Below are 16,373 nucleotides of genomic sequence, written 5' to 3' on the forward strand. Positions count from 1 at the left end.
CTTTCTCCCGCTGGGCTGCGCAGCAGCCCCAGTTGCAGGTGGGTGCTACGCACCCAAGCGGGAGCAAGCTCCCTCGCCACAAAAAGCTCCATGGCCACAGATCAATCAGGCCGGCCTCGAGTGAGCTGGGCTACCGGCCAGCCATTTTTCGCTTTTGACCCGTGCCTGCTCCAGAGTCTGCACATACGCCAATTGGCGCTGCTCGCGATGGATGCCGGCGCGGCGCAACTTCAGGCGTACCCGTGGCGCGGTCGCCACCAGAATCAAGCCGATGCGCTGCTTGCGGTAGTCCTTGAGAATACTTTCAAAAGCCGCCAGTGCAGTCATGTCCAGCATCGGCACGGCGCTCATTTCCACCACCACCACCCGAACCCCCGGATCGAATTTGCGCAGCACATCCAGGGCCTTTTCTGCCGCGCCGAAGAACAGCGGTCCACGGATGGCGTAGCAGCGAACGTGCTCGGGCATGTCCAGTAAGGCCTGATGAAACTGGCGCGGCAGTTCGGCGGTGTCCGTCAGCTCGCTCATGCGTTTGATGAACAGCCCGGCGGCCAGCAGCAGGCCGACGGCGACCGCCATGACCATGTCGAACAGTACGGTCAGGGTCAGGCAGGTCAGTAGCACCAGCACGTCACTGCGTGGGGCGATGCGCAAGGTGTGCAGCACGTGTCCGGCTTCGCTCATGTTCCAGGCCACCATCACCAGCAGCGCCGCCAGCGCTGCCATGGGCAGATAGCTGAACAACGGCGCCAGCAGCACAATTGCCCCCAGCACCACGAGGCTGTGAATGATCGCGGCCAATGGCGAAGACGCGCCGCTGCGCACATTGGTGGCGCTGCGGGCAATCGCCGCCGTGGCAGTGATGCCGCCGAACAGTGGCGCCACCAGATTGCCCAGGCCCTGGCCGATCAGTTCGGCGTTGGGGTCGTGTTTACTGCCAGTCATGCCGTCGGCCACCACCGCGCACAACAGCGACTCAATGGCACCGAGCATGGCGATGGCGAAGGCGGGTGCCAGCAATTGGCGAATCAGATCGTAGGACAGTCCCAAGGGGTGACCCTGACTGTCCGCCAGGTTCCATGGCCAGTCGAAACTCGGCAAGAAGGGTGGGATGCCGGGGTAACTGATGCCGTCGACCACGTAGCTGAAACGTTCGCCCAGTGTCGCGATCTGCCATCCGGCGCTTTCCAGTGCCAGCCCCAACAGCGCACCCACCAGCAGGGCCACCAGATGACCAGGAATGCGGGGAACGAAGCGCGGCCAGATAATCAATACCGCCAGGCAGATGACGCCGATAAGGCCGTCGCCGAGCCGGGCGCTGGGCAGCGCCGTGATCAAGGCGCCCAGTTGCTCGATGTAATGTTCGGCGTTGCCGACCGTGGTCAGGCCCAGCAGGTCTTTGAGCTGCAGGGTGGCAATGACCACGCCGATGCCCGCGGTAAAACCGAGAACGACCGGATAAGGAATGTACTGGATCAGCCGCCCGGCCCGCATCAGGCCGAGCGCGATCAGAATCATCCCCGCCAGCATCGTGCACAGCAGCAGGCCGCCCAGGCCGTACTGCTGGGTGATGGGCAGCAGGATCACCACGAACGCCGCTGTCGGCCCGCTCACGTTGAAACGCGAGCCGCCGGTGAGGGCGATCAGGGGGGCGGCCACCAGCACCGTGTACAAGCCATGCTGCGGCGGGACACCAACGGCAATGGCCAGGGCCATGGCCAAGGGGATGGCAATAATGCCGACGGTCAGCCCGGCCACCAGATCGCCGCGCAGGCGTTCAAGGGTATAGCCGGCGCGCCAGGCTTGGCGCCAGGCTGCGAATAAGGGTGGGGCGGAGAAAGACATGGGCACTCCATGCACGAAAGAAAGGGATTCATCCTGAGCTTTGCCAAACCCAGAAACCGTGGCGAGGGAGCTCGCTCCCGCTCGGTTGCGCAGCGACCGCAAGATCTTGGGTCTGCTGCGCAGCCCAGCGGGAGCGAGCTCCCTCGCCACAAGGGCCGACACCGGTAGGCCAGGGCTGATGGCTCCTTGAGTATGCCGTGCTCGTGGCGCGGATGTATTGACCTGGATCGTTATTTTTAGCGCCTGGGCCCGTGCTAGAGTGCCAGGCCAAGATCAGGAGCCTGTCATGAGTGTATTGAACCGCCGCTGCGCCGCTCTGCTGCTGATGTCCAGCCTGTCGTGGGCGGCCGTTGGCGCGCCGATGCACAGTCAATTCCTGCCCCCGGATGAGCTGGCGGTGCGCCAGGAACAACCTGAACACCAGCAATTGCTTCAAGTCACCGAGTATTCGGTGGTGCTGGGCAATCAGCGTCAGTCCAACCAGCAACCGATACCGGTTACATCGCCGTTGCTGGTGCGCCTTAAAGGCAAGCCCTTGAATAAAGGCGCCACCCTCAACCAGGTAATCCTGAACTTTGATGGCGAAAGCAAAAGCCTGAAAAAACCTGCCTTCGACGAGGCGAGCAAGACCCTGACGCTGTCTTATCCACAGGCCCAGTATCAAGTGGTGATCGATCTGCTGCGCAACGACACGGTGTACGTGCAGTTCCTCAGCTACGCCAACGGCCATATCTGGGCCGACCTGCACACCGGCGCTGTACGCCCGCGTTGAGCCCCGAGGCCTGCCGGGGGTAAACTGCCCGCCCCCGTGAACTGTGCGAGCTGGAGCCCGGCAATGCGTAAAGACAAGAAACAAGTGATTGGTGACGAGATTGGCGATGAACAGATCAAGCTGTTCCTCAATTTCGACCCGGTCGATGCCACTTCGCCGTCGCTGCACAAACTGATCAAGGCGTACCGTGGCCTGCGGGTCGACGACTTCGAGCGGTTCCTGGTTTTTTTCGTCGAGGCCGGTTACGACCTCAATGGCAAGGATGAGCACGGCAACGATTTCGTCGCGCTGATTCAGGACCAGCGCAATGCCGAGGAATACATCGAGTTGATCAACAAGGCTCGTGGCTGAATATTTTGGGGCCTGCTTCGCAGGCCAGCGGGAGCAAGCTCCCTCGCCACAAAAGCTTCTCCCATAAAAAACGCCCCGCTCTCAGAAAGAACGGGGCGTTTTTTATGCGGTTGAATCAAGCGAAGCTGGGTGTCTCGCTGCTTTGTTCAACCAGTTCCAGGGCGATGTTGTTCTGCGTACTGACCTTGCGATACAGCGCCGCGTCGGTTTCCAGCACTTTTTCCCGCGCCGGGAAGATCTCTGCGAGTTTGCTCGCCCATTCTCCCTTGGCTTTGTCCGGGAAGCAGCGCTCGATCAGGTCCAGCATGATCGAGACGGTCACCGAAGCACCGGGCGATGCGCCGAGCAAGGCGGCGAGGGTGCCGTCCTTGGCCGCCACCAGTTCGGTGCCGAACTGCAGGACGCCGCCTTTCTTCGGGTCTTTCTTGATGATCTGAACCCGTTGGCCGGCCACTTCCAGGCGCCAGTCCTCGGCTTTCGCCTCGGGATAGAAACGACGCAAGGATTCCAGACGCTGTTCCATGGACTGCATCACTTCGCTGATCAGGTACTTGGTCAGGTCCATGTTGTCCCGGGCCACGGCCAGCATCGGGCCGATGTTGCCGGCACGTACCGACAGCGGCAGATCCATGAGCGAACCGTGCTTGAGGAACTTGGTGGTGAAACCGGCGTATGGCCCGAACAGCAGGGATTTCTTGCCGTCGACCACGCGGGTGTCCAGGTGCGGCACGGACATCGGTGGCGAGCCCACGGCGGCCTGGCTGTAAACCTTGGCCTGGTGGTGCTTGACCACTTCCGGGTTGTCGCAACGCAGCCACTGGCCGCTGACCGGGAAGCCGCCGAAGCCCTTGCTTTCTTCGATGCCCGACGCTTGCAGCAACGGCAATGCCGCACCACCGGCGCCCAGGAAGACGAACTTGGCATCGACTTCGCGGCTGCTGCCGGAATTGACGTCCTTGATGCTGACGGTCCAGCCAGTGCCATTGCGCTTGAGGCCGGTGACGCGCTTGCAATACTTGACCTGGGTGTCCGGGGCGCTGGTCAGGTGCTTGAGCAACTGATTGGTCAGGGCGCCGAAGTTGACGTCGGTGCCATTCATGACGCGGGTGGCGGCGATGACTTCATCAGCTGGCCGGCCCGGCATCATCAGCGGCATCCATTCGGCCATCAGGGCCTTGTCCTCGGTGTATTCCATGTCCGCGAAGGCGTGATGCTGGCGCATCAGCTCAAAGCGCTTTTTCAGGAACGACACGCCTTTTTCACCTTGCACGAAGCTCAGGTGCGGCACGGGGGCAATGAAGGATTTGGATGAGCCGAACGTGCCTTTTTTGGTCAGGTACGTCCAGAACTGCTTCGACACCTCGAACTGGGTGTTGATGTGCACGGCTTTCTTGATGTCGACACTGCCATCGGCCGCCTGGGGCGTGTAGTTCAGCTCGCACAGCCCGGCGTGGCCGGTGCCGGCGTTGTTCCACGGATTGGAACTCTCCGCGGCACCGGAATCCATCAACTCGACGACTTCCAGCGAGATCGCGGGGTCGAGTTCCTTGAGCAGCACGGCCAGGGTGGCACTCATGATGCCGGCCCCTACCAGAACTACATCGACTGCTTCGTTATGCGCCATTTAACGCGTCTCCAAAATCTGCAGCACCAAATTGTCGGCATGGCGGCCAGGGAGTGGCGGGGCAGGTCAGTTGCGCCCCAGGTATCCATGGCCAGGATCGCCATGTCCGAATCTTCGCAATTTATCGCAACTACTGCGGATGCATGCAGCCTGGCCTCAGAGTCCCATGAACTCATTTAAGCGCCGGGCAGGCAATTCGACTTATGGCCGAGACATCCGTTCGTGCAACCAAATCCGTAGCGGACAGGCTTCAGGCGCCGGTTCTTGAGCGATACGCGGTCCTGTGTCGTTGGGCTGTTTCAGACGCTAATGGTGCTTGTTCAGACGCAAAACTATTCATTTGCTCGCCACACTCTCGTGAAGTTGTGAAAACCCGTTTTTTCACGCTCTTTTGAAGACGTGAACCTCAAAAAAGGGCTGTCCCAGCCTGGCACTGCGCCCGGATTGGTTTGCCCCCATGTAATACATGACAGGCAAAACGGGCAGACAGCTCAGTGACCGAGCGTAATGACAGCTCTGCAGATTCGCGAAAAGTGGTGATTTGCTTTGAAAAACAGCAAGCACGCCAGCTTCACTCGATCTGTGTGGGCGGCTCTCTGTGGGCGGTGCGGGGTGCCAATACCAGCGCATTAGCGGTGTTGCGAGGCCCGATCAGGAGACGTCCTTATAATCGGGGGCAGATTGTATCGAAGAAACGCAGGGAAATGGTCGTGTTTAATGACTTTTATTAGCCTTCCGGTCAGACGGCCAACAGTTGACGGTTGCGTGGACGAGTGCCGAGGGTTTGCACGCGGGCGCTGGCGGGCAATGGCTGGTGCAGCCAGTTCAGGCGAATCTCTTCGATTTCCACCCAACCTTCGCCCATGGGCTGCAGGCTGCATTGCTTGAATGCCTGACAACGGCCGTTGCGGTCCAGCAGGGCGAAGCAGCGGTGCTGGGGGCGCGGGGTGAACAGGGAAATGAGAAAGCGCATGGTCGGATACCGTGTCGGAGAGCGTGTGACAAGGCTGACAGGAGGCCATGACATGCCGGTGTAAGGATCATGACAATGGCATGACGCGAAGCGCTTTTCCCACGCTGTGTCAGTCATTTGAGTATTCATCGTGCAGCGCTAGTTCACCGCCATGGCGCACCGCTATACTGCGGGCCTGTTTGTGCCCGATTCTGGAGAGAAGAGCATGTTGCAACGCCTGTTGTTCGGTTTGATCGCTGTGACCAGTCTGGCCCTCGTCGGCTGCGCCCACAGCCCGCAACAACTTAACCCGGAGCCCAAGCTCAACGCCCAGCTGGCGCCTGTAGGGCGCGGTCAGCCGGTGGTGGTGCGGGTGGTGGACGGTCGTCCGTCGCCGACCCTCGGCACCCGCGGCGGGCTGTACCCGGAAACCAGTGTGATCACGGTGCAGGGCGCGCAGATCCTGCCCAAGCTGCAGGCCCAGGCCGAAGCGGCGGTACGTTTGCTGGGCTTCACACCTACCGCCAACGCGATGAATGCACCGCAACTGACCGTCACCCTGGCCGAATTGAAGTACCAGTCGCCCAAGGAAGGCATGTATGTGACCGAAGCCACCATCGGCGCGACCTTCCGTTCCGAGGTGCAGAACGCCAATCGTCGCTACAGCGGTCGTTACGGTGCTTCGCTGGACCAGCGCTTCGGCATGGCGCCTAACCAGGACACCAACACCAAGCTGGTCAGCGACGTGTTGAGCGACGCCCTGACCCGCCTGTTCAAGGACCCGAGCATTGGTCAGGTGCTGGCTGAGTAAGGTATCGACCGCATGGCCCTGGGCTGCAATGGCCCAGTGGTTGCGATCAGATGTGTGAAAGCAAACCTGTGGGAGCAAGGCTCGCCCGCGATAGCGATCTGTCCTTCACCGCATTGTCGAAGGTGCCGTTCTCATCGCGGGTAAGTCTTGCTCCCACAGAGTGAAACCGTCATGCAGCCTGGGAATACAGCTCCAGCACGCTGATCCCCGTCAGCAGATCGGTCTCCGGAAGGTCGGCGTGTTGATGGCCACCAAGGGCGCAATACACCAGCCAATGCCGATCCTGCACGTTGAAGGACAGGCTGCCGACGAGGTTCTGTTGTTCGTCGCTCGGGCTGATGAGATAGAGACGATCCTGGTTTTCGGCGTGAAGCATGGCGGGTTCCGGGCAGGTTTGAAGGGCGACAGGGTGGCCTATTCAGATGACGAAACCGTGACGCCTGAAATTAGCCGGATTGAATCTGTGGCGAGGGGATTTATCCCCGTTGGGTCGCGAAGCGGCCCCTGGGACGTCTGCCTTGCTTAAGCGTTTGCGAGCGCTGCGCACTGGAGCGGGGATAAATCCCCTCGCCACAAAGTCTGCGCGCCATCCTCCCAACTGATCGTTATTGGTCGGAAAAAGTGCGGTAGGGGCGCAGGCTTTCGGTAGAATTCACGCCGTTCGTAGGTCCCGGACGCGTCCTGTCCGTTTATTGCTTGAGGTTCGTGATGTCGCTGCATTTGTTTTCGTTGTTCGCTGCTCACCCTGCCAAACTGATCAACCTGCTCGCATTGTTGTTTGCCTGCCCGGGCGGTTGGGTGCTGCATGCCACGCGCCGTCGTGAGCAACGGGCGCGGGCCTGCCTGGAAGCGCGTAATCGCGAAGGCGACGAGCGATTCGAAGCGCTGCTGGATCTGGCCACCCAGCGCATGAACCGGTTTTTCTATCGTTTTGGTTTTGCTTGCCTGGCGCTGGCGCTGCTGGTGTCTTGGATCAGCACGCAGTTCTGATGAAATAGCCCGTGGCGAGGGCGCTTGCTCCCGCTGGGCTGCGCCCTGTAGGCGCTGACGAGTGCAACGAGGCTGCGATCTTCCCCTGGCACCTGAACCCCAAGCGAACGATCAGAAGATCGTCCGAACGCGGCCCGAGCCTTCGGCAGCCCCTACACAAACCCAGCGAGAGCAAGCCCCCTCGTCATAGGGAACCGGTGTCCATCGCTTAAAGCGCCAACCCTGCCTTGACCCGATACTGATTACGCACCGGCGTCGCATATTGCAGCACCAGGAATGGCCGATGCTCCACCGGGCAAGCGTCCAGTCGGCGTTGCCATTCCTCCTGGGCCTTGGCCAGTTCGTCGGCGTCGAATACCTGGGCCGCTGTCGGCACCTGCAACTGCGGGTCGGCGTCGGCCCATTGGGCGTAAGCCAGGTAATGCACCGGGAACAGGCGGTAACCGCCGAGAATTTGCCGGTCCATTTCCTGGGCCAGTTGCTTGGTGTCCTCGAACAACTCAGTGATCGGCGCGGCAAAGTTCACGTGGACCCGACCCTTGTAGCCGGTAATGCCTTTGGCGATGCTCACGTCGTCCTCGCCCGGTGCCTTGGTGTAGGTGCCGGTGGTGGCGCGGATGTACAGTTCGCGAGCCTTGGCCTGGTCGCAGGGGTCGTATTCGTAGCTGATGGAGACCGGCGTGAGGTTCAGCGACTGGATGACCTCGCCGAACGGCTCGTCCTTGCGGCTCATGTGGAACATCTTGAGGATCGCCGATTCGGTGCGGTCGTCACCGTCCTTGGCCCGTCCTTCGGCCTGGGCAATCCAGATCGAGGCGCAGTCGTTGCGGATCGAGTGGTTGATGTAGGCCGACAGCAACTGGTAAGCGGCCATTTTTTCCCGTCGCCCGGTGATGGAGCGGTGCACGATGAAACTCTTGTTCAGGCGCATCAGGTCGCTGACAAAGGGCTTCTGCAACAGGTTGTCGCCAATGGCGATGCGTGGCGTTGGCAAGCCGGCGTGGTACACGGCGTAGTTGACGAAGGCCGGGTCCATCACGATGTCACGGTGATTGGCGATGAACAGGTACGCGCTACCGGATTTGAATTGCTCCACCCCGGTGTAGGTCACGCCATCGGTGGCACGCTCGATCGTGTGGTCGACATAGAACTCCACTTTGTCCTGCAAAGTGGCGACCGATGTCACACCGGCGAACTCACGACGCAGCCTTTGCGCTATAAGAGGCTTGAGCATCCAGCCCAAAGCCCCGGCCAGGCGTGGGAAGCGGAAGTGGGTGAGGATATCTAGAAACGCCTTGTCGCCGAGCAGCCGCGCCAGCACCGCTGGGACTTCGCTGTCGTCGTAAGGTCGGATGGCATCGAATTCGCCCATCATGCTCTCTTGTAGGAAACGGCTAGGGTAAGTAAAGGTTGGATCGAAAAACCGACAGGGCACGGCCTGAAAGATAAGCCAGACAAAAATAGCCCTGCAAACAGACCGGCGATTATACGCACAAGTCACCTGGGAGACCGCGATGCTGGAAACCGCTCCGTATGAATGTCCGTATTGTGGTGAGGAAGTGGAAACGTTGGTGGACCTGTCCGGCGGCGATCAGACCTATATCGAGGACTGTCAGGTCTGTTGCCGGCCGATAACCTTCGTCCTGCAGGTCCACGATGAAGAATGGCATCTGGAAGTCTTCAGTGAAAACGAATGATGGGGGCCGTCCATGCAGCGAATCTACGAGCTGGAAAACCTGATGGAAGGCGAACTGCTCCAGGGCATGCTCGCCAGTGAAGGCATCACCGCCCACCTGGTGGGTCGTGACCTGGTGGGCGGTGCGGGAGAGTTGCCGATGCATGGCCTGCTGGGGCTGGTGGTGGAGGACGACCAGGCGCAATACGCTCGGGACCTGATCGCCGCCTACAATGCCGCGTTGCCATTGCCCGGTGATGAGCTGGACAGTTACCCCGGCACACTGGTCTGTTAGGCTGGCGACCGATTGATCAAGAGTCGTGTTGCCCCATGTGTGGACGTTATGCCCTGTTTCGCTGGAACCCCGCCTTCGCGGCCTTGCCCGGCTTCCCCGCCGACCAAAAGGCCCAATGGAATATTTCGCCCAACGATTCGGTGCTGATGCTGCGCGCCGGCTCTGAAGGGCAGCGCGAACTGGCCCGGGCTCGTTGGGGCCTGACGCCGCCGTGGTTGACCGACCTGTCCCGTACCCCGGCGCACGCCCGGGCCGAAACCGTGGCCGAGCAACCCATGTTTCGTGAAGCTTTGCGCCTGCGCCGCTGCCTGCTGCCAGCCAACGGTTTCTATGAATGGCGCGGTGGCACGCGCAAGCGTCCGTACTGGCTAACGCCGGGGGAGGGCTCGTCGCTGTTTTTTGCCGCGATCTGGGAAGCTTATCCAGTGCAGGAGCAGGTGTGGCTGAGTACCGCTGTCATTACCCAGCCAGCGGCGGGGCAGCGTCGACCGTTGATTCTGGATGAAGAGGGGCAGCGCTTGTGGCTAGACCCCGAAACGCCACTGCATGCCTTGCAAGGGCTGCTGGCGAGCGAGCCGGGGCAATTGCGCGAGCGGGTGTTGGCCAACATGGTCAATGATCCGAAGCTCAATGGGCCGGAGTGCCTGACGCCGGCTTGAGTGTTGAGGCGTCTGTGCTGGCCTCATCGCGAGCAAGCTCGCTCCCACAGTGGGCTGCGGGTGTTCACAGCAATAGTGTTCACCGCCAATCCCTTGTGGGAGCGAGCTTGCTCGCGATGGGGGCCTAGGGTCAAACCTTGAACTGATTGATCAACCGCCGTTGTTGCTCCGCCAGTTTGGTCAGCCCCGCACTGGCCGCGCTGGATTCGTCCGCGCCGCCCGCCACTTCATTTGCCACCTGCCCGATGTTGATCACGTTACGGTTGATGTCGTCGGCCACCGCGCTTTGTTCCTCGGCGGCGCTGGCGATCTGGGTGTTCATGTCGTTGATCACCGATACCGCCTGAGTGATGGTCTCCAGAGCCTGGGCCGCTTTCGCCGCATGTTGCACGCTTTCGTCAGTGCGGTGCTGGCTGTCTTCCATCACCCGCACCACGTCCCGGGTGCCTTGCTGCAACTGTTGGATCATCGTCTGGATTTCTTCAGTGGCCTGCTGCGTTTTCTGCGCCAGGTTGCGCACCTCATCGGCCACCACCGCGAATCCACGCCCCTGTTCACCGGCGCGAGCCGCTTCGATGGCGGCGTTGAGGGCCAGCAGGTTGGTCTGTTCGGCGATCCCGCGGATGGCGGTGAGAATCGCGTTAATGTTCTCACTGTCCTTGGCCAGCGCTTGCACCACGCCCACGGCCTTACCGATTTCCAGGGCCAGGGCACCAATGGAGGTGGAAGTGTCCCGCACGATCTGCATGCCCTGGCTGGCGGCCTGGTCTGCGTGACCAGCAGCTTGCGCGGCCTGGGTCGCGTTGCGGGCCACGTCCTGGGCGGTGGCGGTCATCTCGTGCACGGCGGTGGCGACCTGATCGATCTCCACCATTTGCTTGTGCACGCCTTGGTTGGTGCGGATGGCGATGTCGGCCGTGTGCTCCGAGGAATCGCTGACGCTCTGCACCGAGGTGACGACTTGGGTGATCATCCCTTGCAACTTGCTCAGGAAGGTATTGAAGCCCTTGGCGATGGCACCCAGTTCATCGGCGCGGTCGCTCACCAGGCGCCGGGTCAAGTCGCCTTCGCCCTGGGCAATGTCATCAAGCATCGCCACCATTTGCTTGAGCGGTCGGGCAATGCCGTGGCCCACCAGCCAGATCACCAGCAGGCCGATGCCGGCAATCACCAGGCCGACCATGGTCATGCCGAAGATGTCGGTCTGGCGCTGCGCGTCCAAGTCTTTCTGCAACGCTTGCAGTTCAGCCATCACCGCGTTGAGCGGCAGTTGCAGCATCAGCGTCCAGCGGGCCTGGGTTTCACCGATGCCGAACGGCATGTACACCTCGATATGCCCATGGGCTTCATCGACGTCGTAACGCACCTGGCCGACGCTGAGTTTGGACAGGTTGTCCAGCTCATTGGCGTCCAGCAGGTCACTGGCCTTCTCTCCCAGTTTGGACGGGTCCTTTGTGAAGGCCACCAACCGGTTATTGCTGGAGAGCAACGCCATTTCCCCGGCACCCTCATACAGCTGGCGGTCGGCAGCGACGAGCATGTCCTGGATGAAGTTCACCGACAGGTCGGCGCCGACGATGCCTTGGAACTGGCCATCGACCATGATTGGCTCGATGAACGAGGCGAGCATGGTCATGGTGTCGCCGACGCGATACGGCGCCGGGTCGATCACGCAGGCTTTTTTGCTGTCTTGCGAGCACAGGTAATATTCACTGGCGCGAATGCCGGTGGACAGCAGTTTCTGGTCCGTGACGTCGGCGAGTTTCTCCAGGCCCAGGGTGCCGTCCTGGTTACGAAACCACCAGGGCAGGAAGCGCCCGTCGGTTTCCATGCCCAGCACCGGGCTGTTCGCGTAATTGGCGTCGTCGTGGTCGATGGCGTTTGGTTCCCAGGCGATATAGGCGCCGAGAATCTTCGGGTTGCGCACCACGGTCTCGCGCAGCAGGCTGATCATCTGCTCGCGGGGCACCTTCAGTTGTGCGTTGCCGTCCGTGCCATTCATGCCCATCAAGGCGTTGGTGGTCGCAAGGCCCCGGGCCAGCAACAGCGGAGCCTCCAGCTCCCGCTGAATCAGACTGGCCTGGGTGCGGGCCAGCGCGTCGAGGCGTTGTTCGATGAGATGCTCGAACTGCACCTTGGTCCGCTGTTGCACCATCTCCTGGGTGCGGGCACCGGCAAACAGTGCGTACAGCACCAGAGCAGCGACCACACTGAGGATGATGGCGCCGGCCAGAGCGGCCACGGAAAACTGGATCGATTTGAATTTCATAAAGGCTCCGGACGCGGGAATGACGTCTGAAGCCTGTATCGGCGTTTCTCAGGCCCGGCATGAGGCGCTGTTCGTCGGATGACTGTTTTGGCTTTATGGGTGTCGTAAATGGACTGGAGTAGGGTCTGTCTGAAAAAACTGTAATCCCTCGCTATGTATCTGGCGCCGATACAAATCAGCGCCTAGGATACGCCCACGTTTCCAGGGAGCTTCTTACATGAACAAGATATTGATGGTGAGTGCACTGAGTGTGGGCTTGCTGCTTGCCGGTTGCCAGTCGGTCAACACCACCAGCGGCGGAGCCGTGGGCGTGGAGCGCAAGCAATACATGTTCAGCATGCTGTCCACCGACCAGGTCAATCAGATGTATGCCCAGTCCTACCAAAAGACCATGGGCGAAGCGAGCGCCAAGGGTGTATTGGACAAGACCAGCAGCGACGCCAAACGCGTCCAGGCCATTTCCAGTCGGCTGATCGCTCAGGCACCTGTGTTCCGCCCGGATTCGGCGCAATGGAACTGGGAAGTGAACCTGATCAAAAGCGATGAGCTCAACGCCAGTTGCGGCCCCGGCGGCAAAATCATTTTCTATACCGGGCTGATCAACAAGCTCAAGCTCACTGACGATGAAATCGCCGCGATCATCGGCCATGAAATCGCCCACGCCTTGCGCGAGCACGGCCGCGAAGCGATGTCCAAGGCCTATGGCATCGAAATGGCCAAGCAGGGCGCCGGTGCATTGTTCGGTCTGGGCCAGGACAGCCTGGCGCTGGCCGATACTGTGGCCAACTACGGCATGACCCTGCCCAACAGCCGTGGGAACGAAAACGAAGCTGACCTGATTGGCCTGGAACTGGCCGCTCGCGCCGGTTATGACCCGAATGCCGCAATCACGTTGTGGAACAAGATGGCCAAGGCTTCGGAAGGCGCGCCGCCGGAGTTCATGAGCACCCACCCGTCGTCCAGCAGCCGGATTGCGGCGCTGCAGGCGGCGATTCCGAAGGTGATGCCGCTTTATCAGCAAGCCCGGAAATAAGTATTAAGGCTGTTTCTTTGTGGCGAGGGAGCTTGCTCCCGCTCGGTCGCGTAGCGGCCGCAAAAGCTTAGGGCTGCTTCGCAACCCAGCGGGAGCAAGCTCCCTCGCCACAAGAGCCTGTATCAACCTGATCAAACCCACCCACTGCTCTGCATCGCCTTGTAGACCGCCACGACTGCCAGGACAAAAAATGCCGAGGCCGCCAGGCGGCGGATCAGCGTCAGGGGGAGCTTTTCAGCGGCGAAGTTACCGGCCAGTACCACCGGCACGTTGGCAATCAGCATGCCCACGGTGGTGCCGATGATCACCAGCCACAGTTCCGGGTACTGCGCGGCGAGCATCACTGTGGCGATCTGGGTCTTGTCGCCGATTTCCGCCAGGAAGAACGCGATCAGCGTGGTCAGGAAAGGCCCGAATTTGCGGGTCGTGCTGGCTTCATCATCGTCCAGTTTGTCCGGCACCAGCGTCCACAGCGCCGTGGCGGCAAAACTCACCGCCAGAATCCAGTGCAGGACCGCATTGGAGAAGATGCCACTGACCCAGGCACCCACCGCCCCGGCCGCCGCATGGTTGGCCAGTGTCGCGGCCACGATGCCGGCAATGATGGGCCAGGGTTTGCGAAAGCGAGCCGCGAGAATAAGCGCAAGCAATTGCGTCTTGTCGCCGATTTCGGCCAGCGCAACGATAGCGGTAGGTACGAGGAAAGAGTCCAGCATCAGGTGATTCCTAGAGGGGCGGGTCGACACGGCTATGACACGTACAGCCTTCCCGCCCCGGGTAAGGTGTGCGTGTCATAGGTCTTGTCAAACCCAGCGACCATCTGCGTGGACGCTTGGGCCGCATACGCCATGGTCTGCTGACCAAGTATGTTGACGTATGCCGGGCGAGCAGGTTGCTCGCGGGAGACTACTCCCCTAGGACGGAGCGGATTCTGCCTAGGCAAATCCGATTGGGCAAGTGCTGTTTCTTAAATTTGCTTCAGCCGCGCTTGGCCCGGTAGATGCGGAAACCCTGGCCTTCGGCCTTGATTGCGCACACGCCCAGATGCTCTTCGATCAGTGGTTGATATTTGAGGAAGCTGTTCGCCACCAAGCGCAGTTCGCCGCCGTTTTTCAGATGTTTGGCTGCTTTTCGCAGCAGGTTTTCCGTGGCGTGGTAGTCGGTGTGCACGCCGACATGGAACGGCGGGTTGCTCAGAATCGCGCTTAATCCCATGGGCGCGGCGTCGATACCGTCGCCGGTCAACACCTCGGCTTCCAGGCCATTGGCGGCCAGGGTCAGGCGGCTGCTGGCGGCGGCGAAGGCATCCACGTCCAGCAGCGTGACGGTGTTGTGCGGATAGCGGCGCTTGACCACCGCCCCCAGCACGCCGGCACCACAGCCAAAATCCAGCAAGTGGCCGCTGGGCAGTTTGTCCAGGTGTTCCAGCAACAGCGCACTGCCGCGATCCAGGCGACCATGGCTGAACACCCCCGGTAGGCTGATGACCTTCAGCGCGCCTTCGGCCAGGGGCAGTTCGTAGGTCTGGGCCAGACTTTCCAAAGGCTTGGCCTCGGGGGCATCGGCCACGGTGACCTGCCACAACTGGCAATGACGCGCGCTGTCGAGCTTGCGCGGTTTGCCGAAGGCGTTGAGCTGCTTGGACGCGCCTTCGATGCCGCTGCGCTTTTCCCCCACCAGATACACCTCGCGACCGGCCAGGCGCGACGCCACGGCATTGAGGATGTAATCGGTCAGGTCCTTGGCCTTGGGCAGGAACACCACGGCGGTGTCGAACTCAAGGGCCGGCACGTTCACGCCGAAGTGGCTGCGTTCGGGGAAACGGGCATCCAGCGCGGCCTGATCACCGGCGTGCCAGCACCAGCCATGGGCTAGGGGCAAGCGACCGAGCAGATCGTCGGCGGGCAGGCCGGCCAGCAACACCGAACCCTGAAATAACTCGGCCTGACGAAGCAGTACTTCACTGCGCGGATCCATGGTCTGCTCCTTGAAAAAAAGTGCGGCAGTTTATCAACTGACGACTCGCTGCGCTGTACCGCTGAAAAAGCCCAGGGCGTTTTCCGTCAGTTGGCCGACGATCCGTTGCCGCGCCTCGCGGCTGCCCCAGGCGTTGTGGGGCGTGACGATCAACCGCGGAATGTCGGCGGCCAGCAGCGGGTTGCCCTGGGTGGGTGGCTCCACGCTCAGCACATCGGTGGCCGCGCCGCCCAAATGGCCGCTGCGCAGGGCATCGGCCAGGGCCTGTTCGTCAATCAGGCCGCCGCGGGCGGTGTTGAGCACAAAGGCGCCAGGTTTGAGCAGCGCCAGTTGCCGGGCACCGATGAAATTCCGGGTGTGCTCGTTGAGCGGACAGTGCAAGGTCAGGGCATCGACTTGCGGCAACAGTTGATCCAGCGGCAAGCGGTCGGGGCGAGCAGGGCGGCCGGGGATCTGCCCCAGCAGCACACGCATGCCGAAGGCTTCGGCCAGTCGCCCGACGGCGCTGCCCAGCTCACCATGACCCAGCAACCCGAGGGTTTTGCCTTCCAGTTCGACGATGGGGTAGTCCAGCAGACAGAACTGCGAAGCCTGTTGCCAACGGCCTTCGGCCACCGCCTTTTGGTAGTCACCCAGGCGCGTCGCTAGATTCAGCAACAGCATGATCGTGTGCTGGGCCACCGACGGCGTGCCGTAGCCCTGACAGTTGCACACGGTGATGCCGTGTTGGCGGGCGGCGTCCAGGTCGACGTTATTGGTGCCGGTGGCGCTGATCAGGATCAGCTTCAGTTCGGGGTTGGCAGCCATGGCAGTCGCATCGATCACGACCTTGTTGGTGATCGCCACCGTGGCGCCCTTGAGCCGTTCGGTCACTTCATCGCCGGTCGTGCGGGCGAACAGTTGCAGTTCGCTGAAGCACTTGCGCAGTGGTCCCAGGTTCAGATCGCCGAGGTCCAGGGAAGGGTGATCGAGGAAAACTGCGCGGCCGGTGTTTGTCATCAGCTGTACCTTTTATCTGAGGAATCGAAGGCGTAATGTGGCGAGCCTATCAGATGAATGGCGGCCCAGGCGCCGACCACCCGTGGCGAGGGAGCTTGCTCCCGCTGGACCTGTAGGAGCT

Annotated in this window: 17 protein-coding genes, 1 pseudogene and 1 riboswitch; of the genes and pseudogenes, 8 read left to right on the forward strand and 10 right to left on the reverse strand. The window is 61.3% G+C overall.

Going from position 1 to position 16,373, the window contains the following annotated elements:
- Nucleotides 1–105: 105 nt before the first annotated feature.
- The gene (gene dauA / locus AAIS01_RS06985) at nucleotides 106–1,845 is read right to left on the reverse strand and encodes a C4-dicarboxylic acid transporter DauA (protein ID WP_343468406.1); all 1,740 of its coding nucleotides are present in this window, start codon (nucleotides 1,843–1,845) and stop codon (nucleotides 106–108) included.
- Between the two features lie 286 nt (nucleotides 1,846–2,131).
- Here dauA and AAIS01_RS06990 point away from each other — a divergent pair, with 286 nt between their 5' ends.
- Nucleotides 2,132–2,617, forward strand: a complete 486-nt coding sequence (locus AAIS01_RS06990; RefSeq protein ID WP_343468407.1) for a hypothetical protein — start codon at nucleotides 2,132–2,134, stop codon at nucleotides 2,615–2,617.
- Between the two features lie 63 nt (nucleotides 2,618–2,680).
- Nucleotides 2,681–2,968, forward strand: a complete 288-nt coding sequence (locus tag AAIS01_RS06995) for a PA4642 family protein (RefSeq protein WP_343468408.1) — start codon at nucleotides 2,681–2,683, stop codon at nucleotides 2,966–2,968.
- A 115-nt stretch (nucleotides 2,969–3,083) separates the two neighbouring features.
- Here the strand turns inward: AAIS01_RS06995 and mqo are convergent, their stop codons facing one another.
- Both mqo and AAIS01_RS07005 read right to left on the reverse strand, forming a co-directional pair.
- On the reverse strand, nucleotides 3,084–4,592 hold the full coding sequence (gene mqo / locus AAIS01_RS07000; RefSeq protein WP_343468409.1) for a malate dehydrogenase (quinone): 1,509 nt from the start codon (nucleotides 4,590–4,592) through the stop codon (nucleotides 3,084–3,086).
- 739 nt (nucleotides 4,593–5,331) lie between these two features.
- Nucleotides 5,332–5,565 (reverse strand): hypothetical protein, encoded by a 234-nt coding sequence (locus AAIS01_RS07005; RefSeq protein WP_343468410.1) that lies wholly within the window; start codon nucleotides 5,563–5,565, stop codon nucleotides 5,332–5,334.
- A gap of 205 nt (nucleotides 5,566–5,770) precedes the next feature.
- On the opposite strand from AAIS01_RS07005, the gene AAIS01_RS07010 reads away from it, so the two are divergent.
- Nucleotides 5,771–6,355 (forward strand): YajG family lipoprotein, encoded by a 585-nt coding sequence (locus AAIS01_RS07010; RefSeq protein ID WP_305385864.1) that lies wholly within the window; start codon nucleotides 5,771–5,773, stop codon nucleotides 6,353–6,355.
- Between the two features lie 169 nt (nucleotides 6,356–6,524).
- Here the strand turns inward: AAIS01_RS07010 and AAIS01_RS07015 are convergent, their stop codons facing one another.
- On the reverse strand, nucleotides 6,525–6,731 hold the full coding sequence (locus AAIS01_RS07015) for a hypothetical protein (protein ID WP_047229420.1): 207 nt from the start codon (nucleotides 6,729–6,731) through the stop codon (nucleotides 6,525–6,527).
- Nucleotides 6,732–7,063: 332 nt separating this feature from the next.
- Between AAIS01_RS07015 and AAIS01_RS07020 the strand changes: the two genes are divergently transcribed.
- A complete protein-coding gene (locus AAIS01_RS07020; protein WP_214915865.1) occupies nucleotides 7,064–7,345 on the forward strand; it encodes a hypothetical protein in 282 nt (93 codons plus the stop codon).
- A 208-nt stretch (nucleotides 7,346–7,553) separates the two neighbouring features.
- Here AAIS01_RS07020 and AAIS01_RS07025 read toward each other — a convergent pair whose 3' ends face one another.
- Entirely contained in the window at nucleotides 7,554–8,720 is a 1,167-nt protein-coding gene (locus AAIS01_RS07025; RefSeq protein ID WP_343468411.1) for a 1-acyl-sn-glycerol-3-phosphate acyltransferase, read from the reverse strand.
- A 139-nt stretch (nucleotides 8,721–8,859) separates the two neighbouring features.
- On the opposite strand from AAIS01_RS07025, the gene AAIS01_RS07030 reads away from it, so the two are divergent.
- Genes AAIS01_RS07030 through AAIS01_RS07040 form a run of 3 tightly spaced genes read left to right on the forward strand, consistent with a single transcriptional unit; the run spans nucleotide 8,860 to nucleotide 9,974 of the window.
- A complete protein-coding gene (locus AAIS01_RS07030) occupies nucleotides 8,860–9,042 on the forward strand; it encodes a CPXCG motif-containing cysteine-rich protein (protein WP_047229423.1) in 183 nt (60 codons plus the stop codon).
- A 12-nt stretch (nucleotides 9,043–9,054) separates the two neighbouring features.
- On the forward strand, nucleotides 9,055–9,315 hold the full coding sequence (locus tag AAIS01_RS07035; protein WP_343468412.1) for a putative signal transducing protein: 261 nt from the start codon (nucleotides 9,055–9,057) through the stop codon (nucleotides 9,313–9,315).
- Nucleotides 9,316–9,350: 35 nt separating this feature from the next.
- Nucleotides 9,351–9,974 carry an SOS response-associated peptidase gene (locus AAIS01_RS07040; RefSeq protein WP_343468413.1) on the forward strand — a complete coding sequence of 208 codons (624 nt, stop codon included), beginning with the start codon at nucleotides 9,351–9,353 and terminating at the stop codon, nucleotides 9,972–9,974.
- A gap of 130 nt (nucleotides 9,975–10,104) precedes the next feature.
- On the opposite strand, the gene AAIS01_RS25665 is transcribed toward AAIS01_RS07040, so the two are convergent.
- Nucleotides 10,105–10,947: a methyl-accepting chemotaxis protein gene (locus AAIS01_RS25665; RefSeq protein ID WP_431191913.1), complete on the reverse strand. Its 843-nt coding sequence runs from the start codon at nucleotides 10,945–10,947 to the stop codon at nucleotides 10,105–10,107.
- Between the two features lie 15 nt (nucleotides 10,948–10,962).
- Nucleotides 10,963–12,243: pseudogene (locus AAIS01_RS25670) on the reverse strand (methyl-accepting chemotaxis protein); the annotation flags it as partial.
- 217 nt (nucleotides 12,244–12,460) lie between these two features.
- Here AAIS01_RS25670 and AAIS01_RS07050 point away from each other — a divergent pair.
- Nucleotides 12,461–13,276: a M48 family metallopeptidase gene (locus AAIS01_RS07050; RefSeq protein ID WP_214915852.1), complete on the forward strand. Its 816-nt coding sequence runs from the start codon at nucleotides 12,461–12,463 to the stop codon at nucleotides 13,274–13,276.
- A 131-nt stretch (nucleotides 13,277–13,407) separates the two neighbouring features.
- Here AAIS01_RS07050 and AAIS01_RS07055 read toward each other — a convergent pair whose 3' ends face one another.
- The 3 genes from AAIS01_RS07055 to AAIS01_RS07065 form a co-directional block, all read right to left on the reverse strand.
- Nucleotides 13,408–13,992, reverse strand: coding sequence for a TMEM165/GDT1 family protein (locus AAIS01_RS07055; protein ID WP_343468415.1), 585 nt, complete (start codon nucleotides 13,990–13,992; stop codon nucleotides 13,408–13,410).
- Between the two features lie 89 nt (nucleotides 13,993–14,081).
- Nucleotides 14,082–14,204, reverse strand: a riboswitch (yybP-ykoY riboswitch).
- 50 nt (nucleotides 14,205–14,254) lie between these two features.
- A complete protein-coding gene (locus tag AAIS01_RS07060; RefSeq protein ID WP_343468416.1) occupies nucleotides 14,255–15,253 on the reverse strand; it encodes a methyltransferase in 999 nt (332 codons plus the stop codon).
- A gap of 33 nt (nucleotides 15,254–15,286) precedes the next feature.
- Nucleotides 15,287–16,252, reverse strand: a complete 966-nt coding sequence (locus AAIS01_RS07065) for a 2-hydroxyacid dehydrogenase (protein WP_343468417.1) — start codon at nucleotides 16,250–16,252, stop codon at nucleotides 15,287–15,289.
- Nucleotides 16,253–16,373: the final 121 nt, after the last annotated feature.

It is taken from the genome of Pseudomonas halotolerans (assembly GCF_039581215.1).
In the GTDB taxonomy this organism is placed as follows: Bacteria; Pseudomonadota; Gammaproteobacteria; order Pseudomonadales; family Pseudomonadaceae; genus Aquipseudomonas; species Aquipseudomonas tehranensis.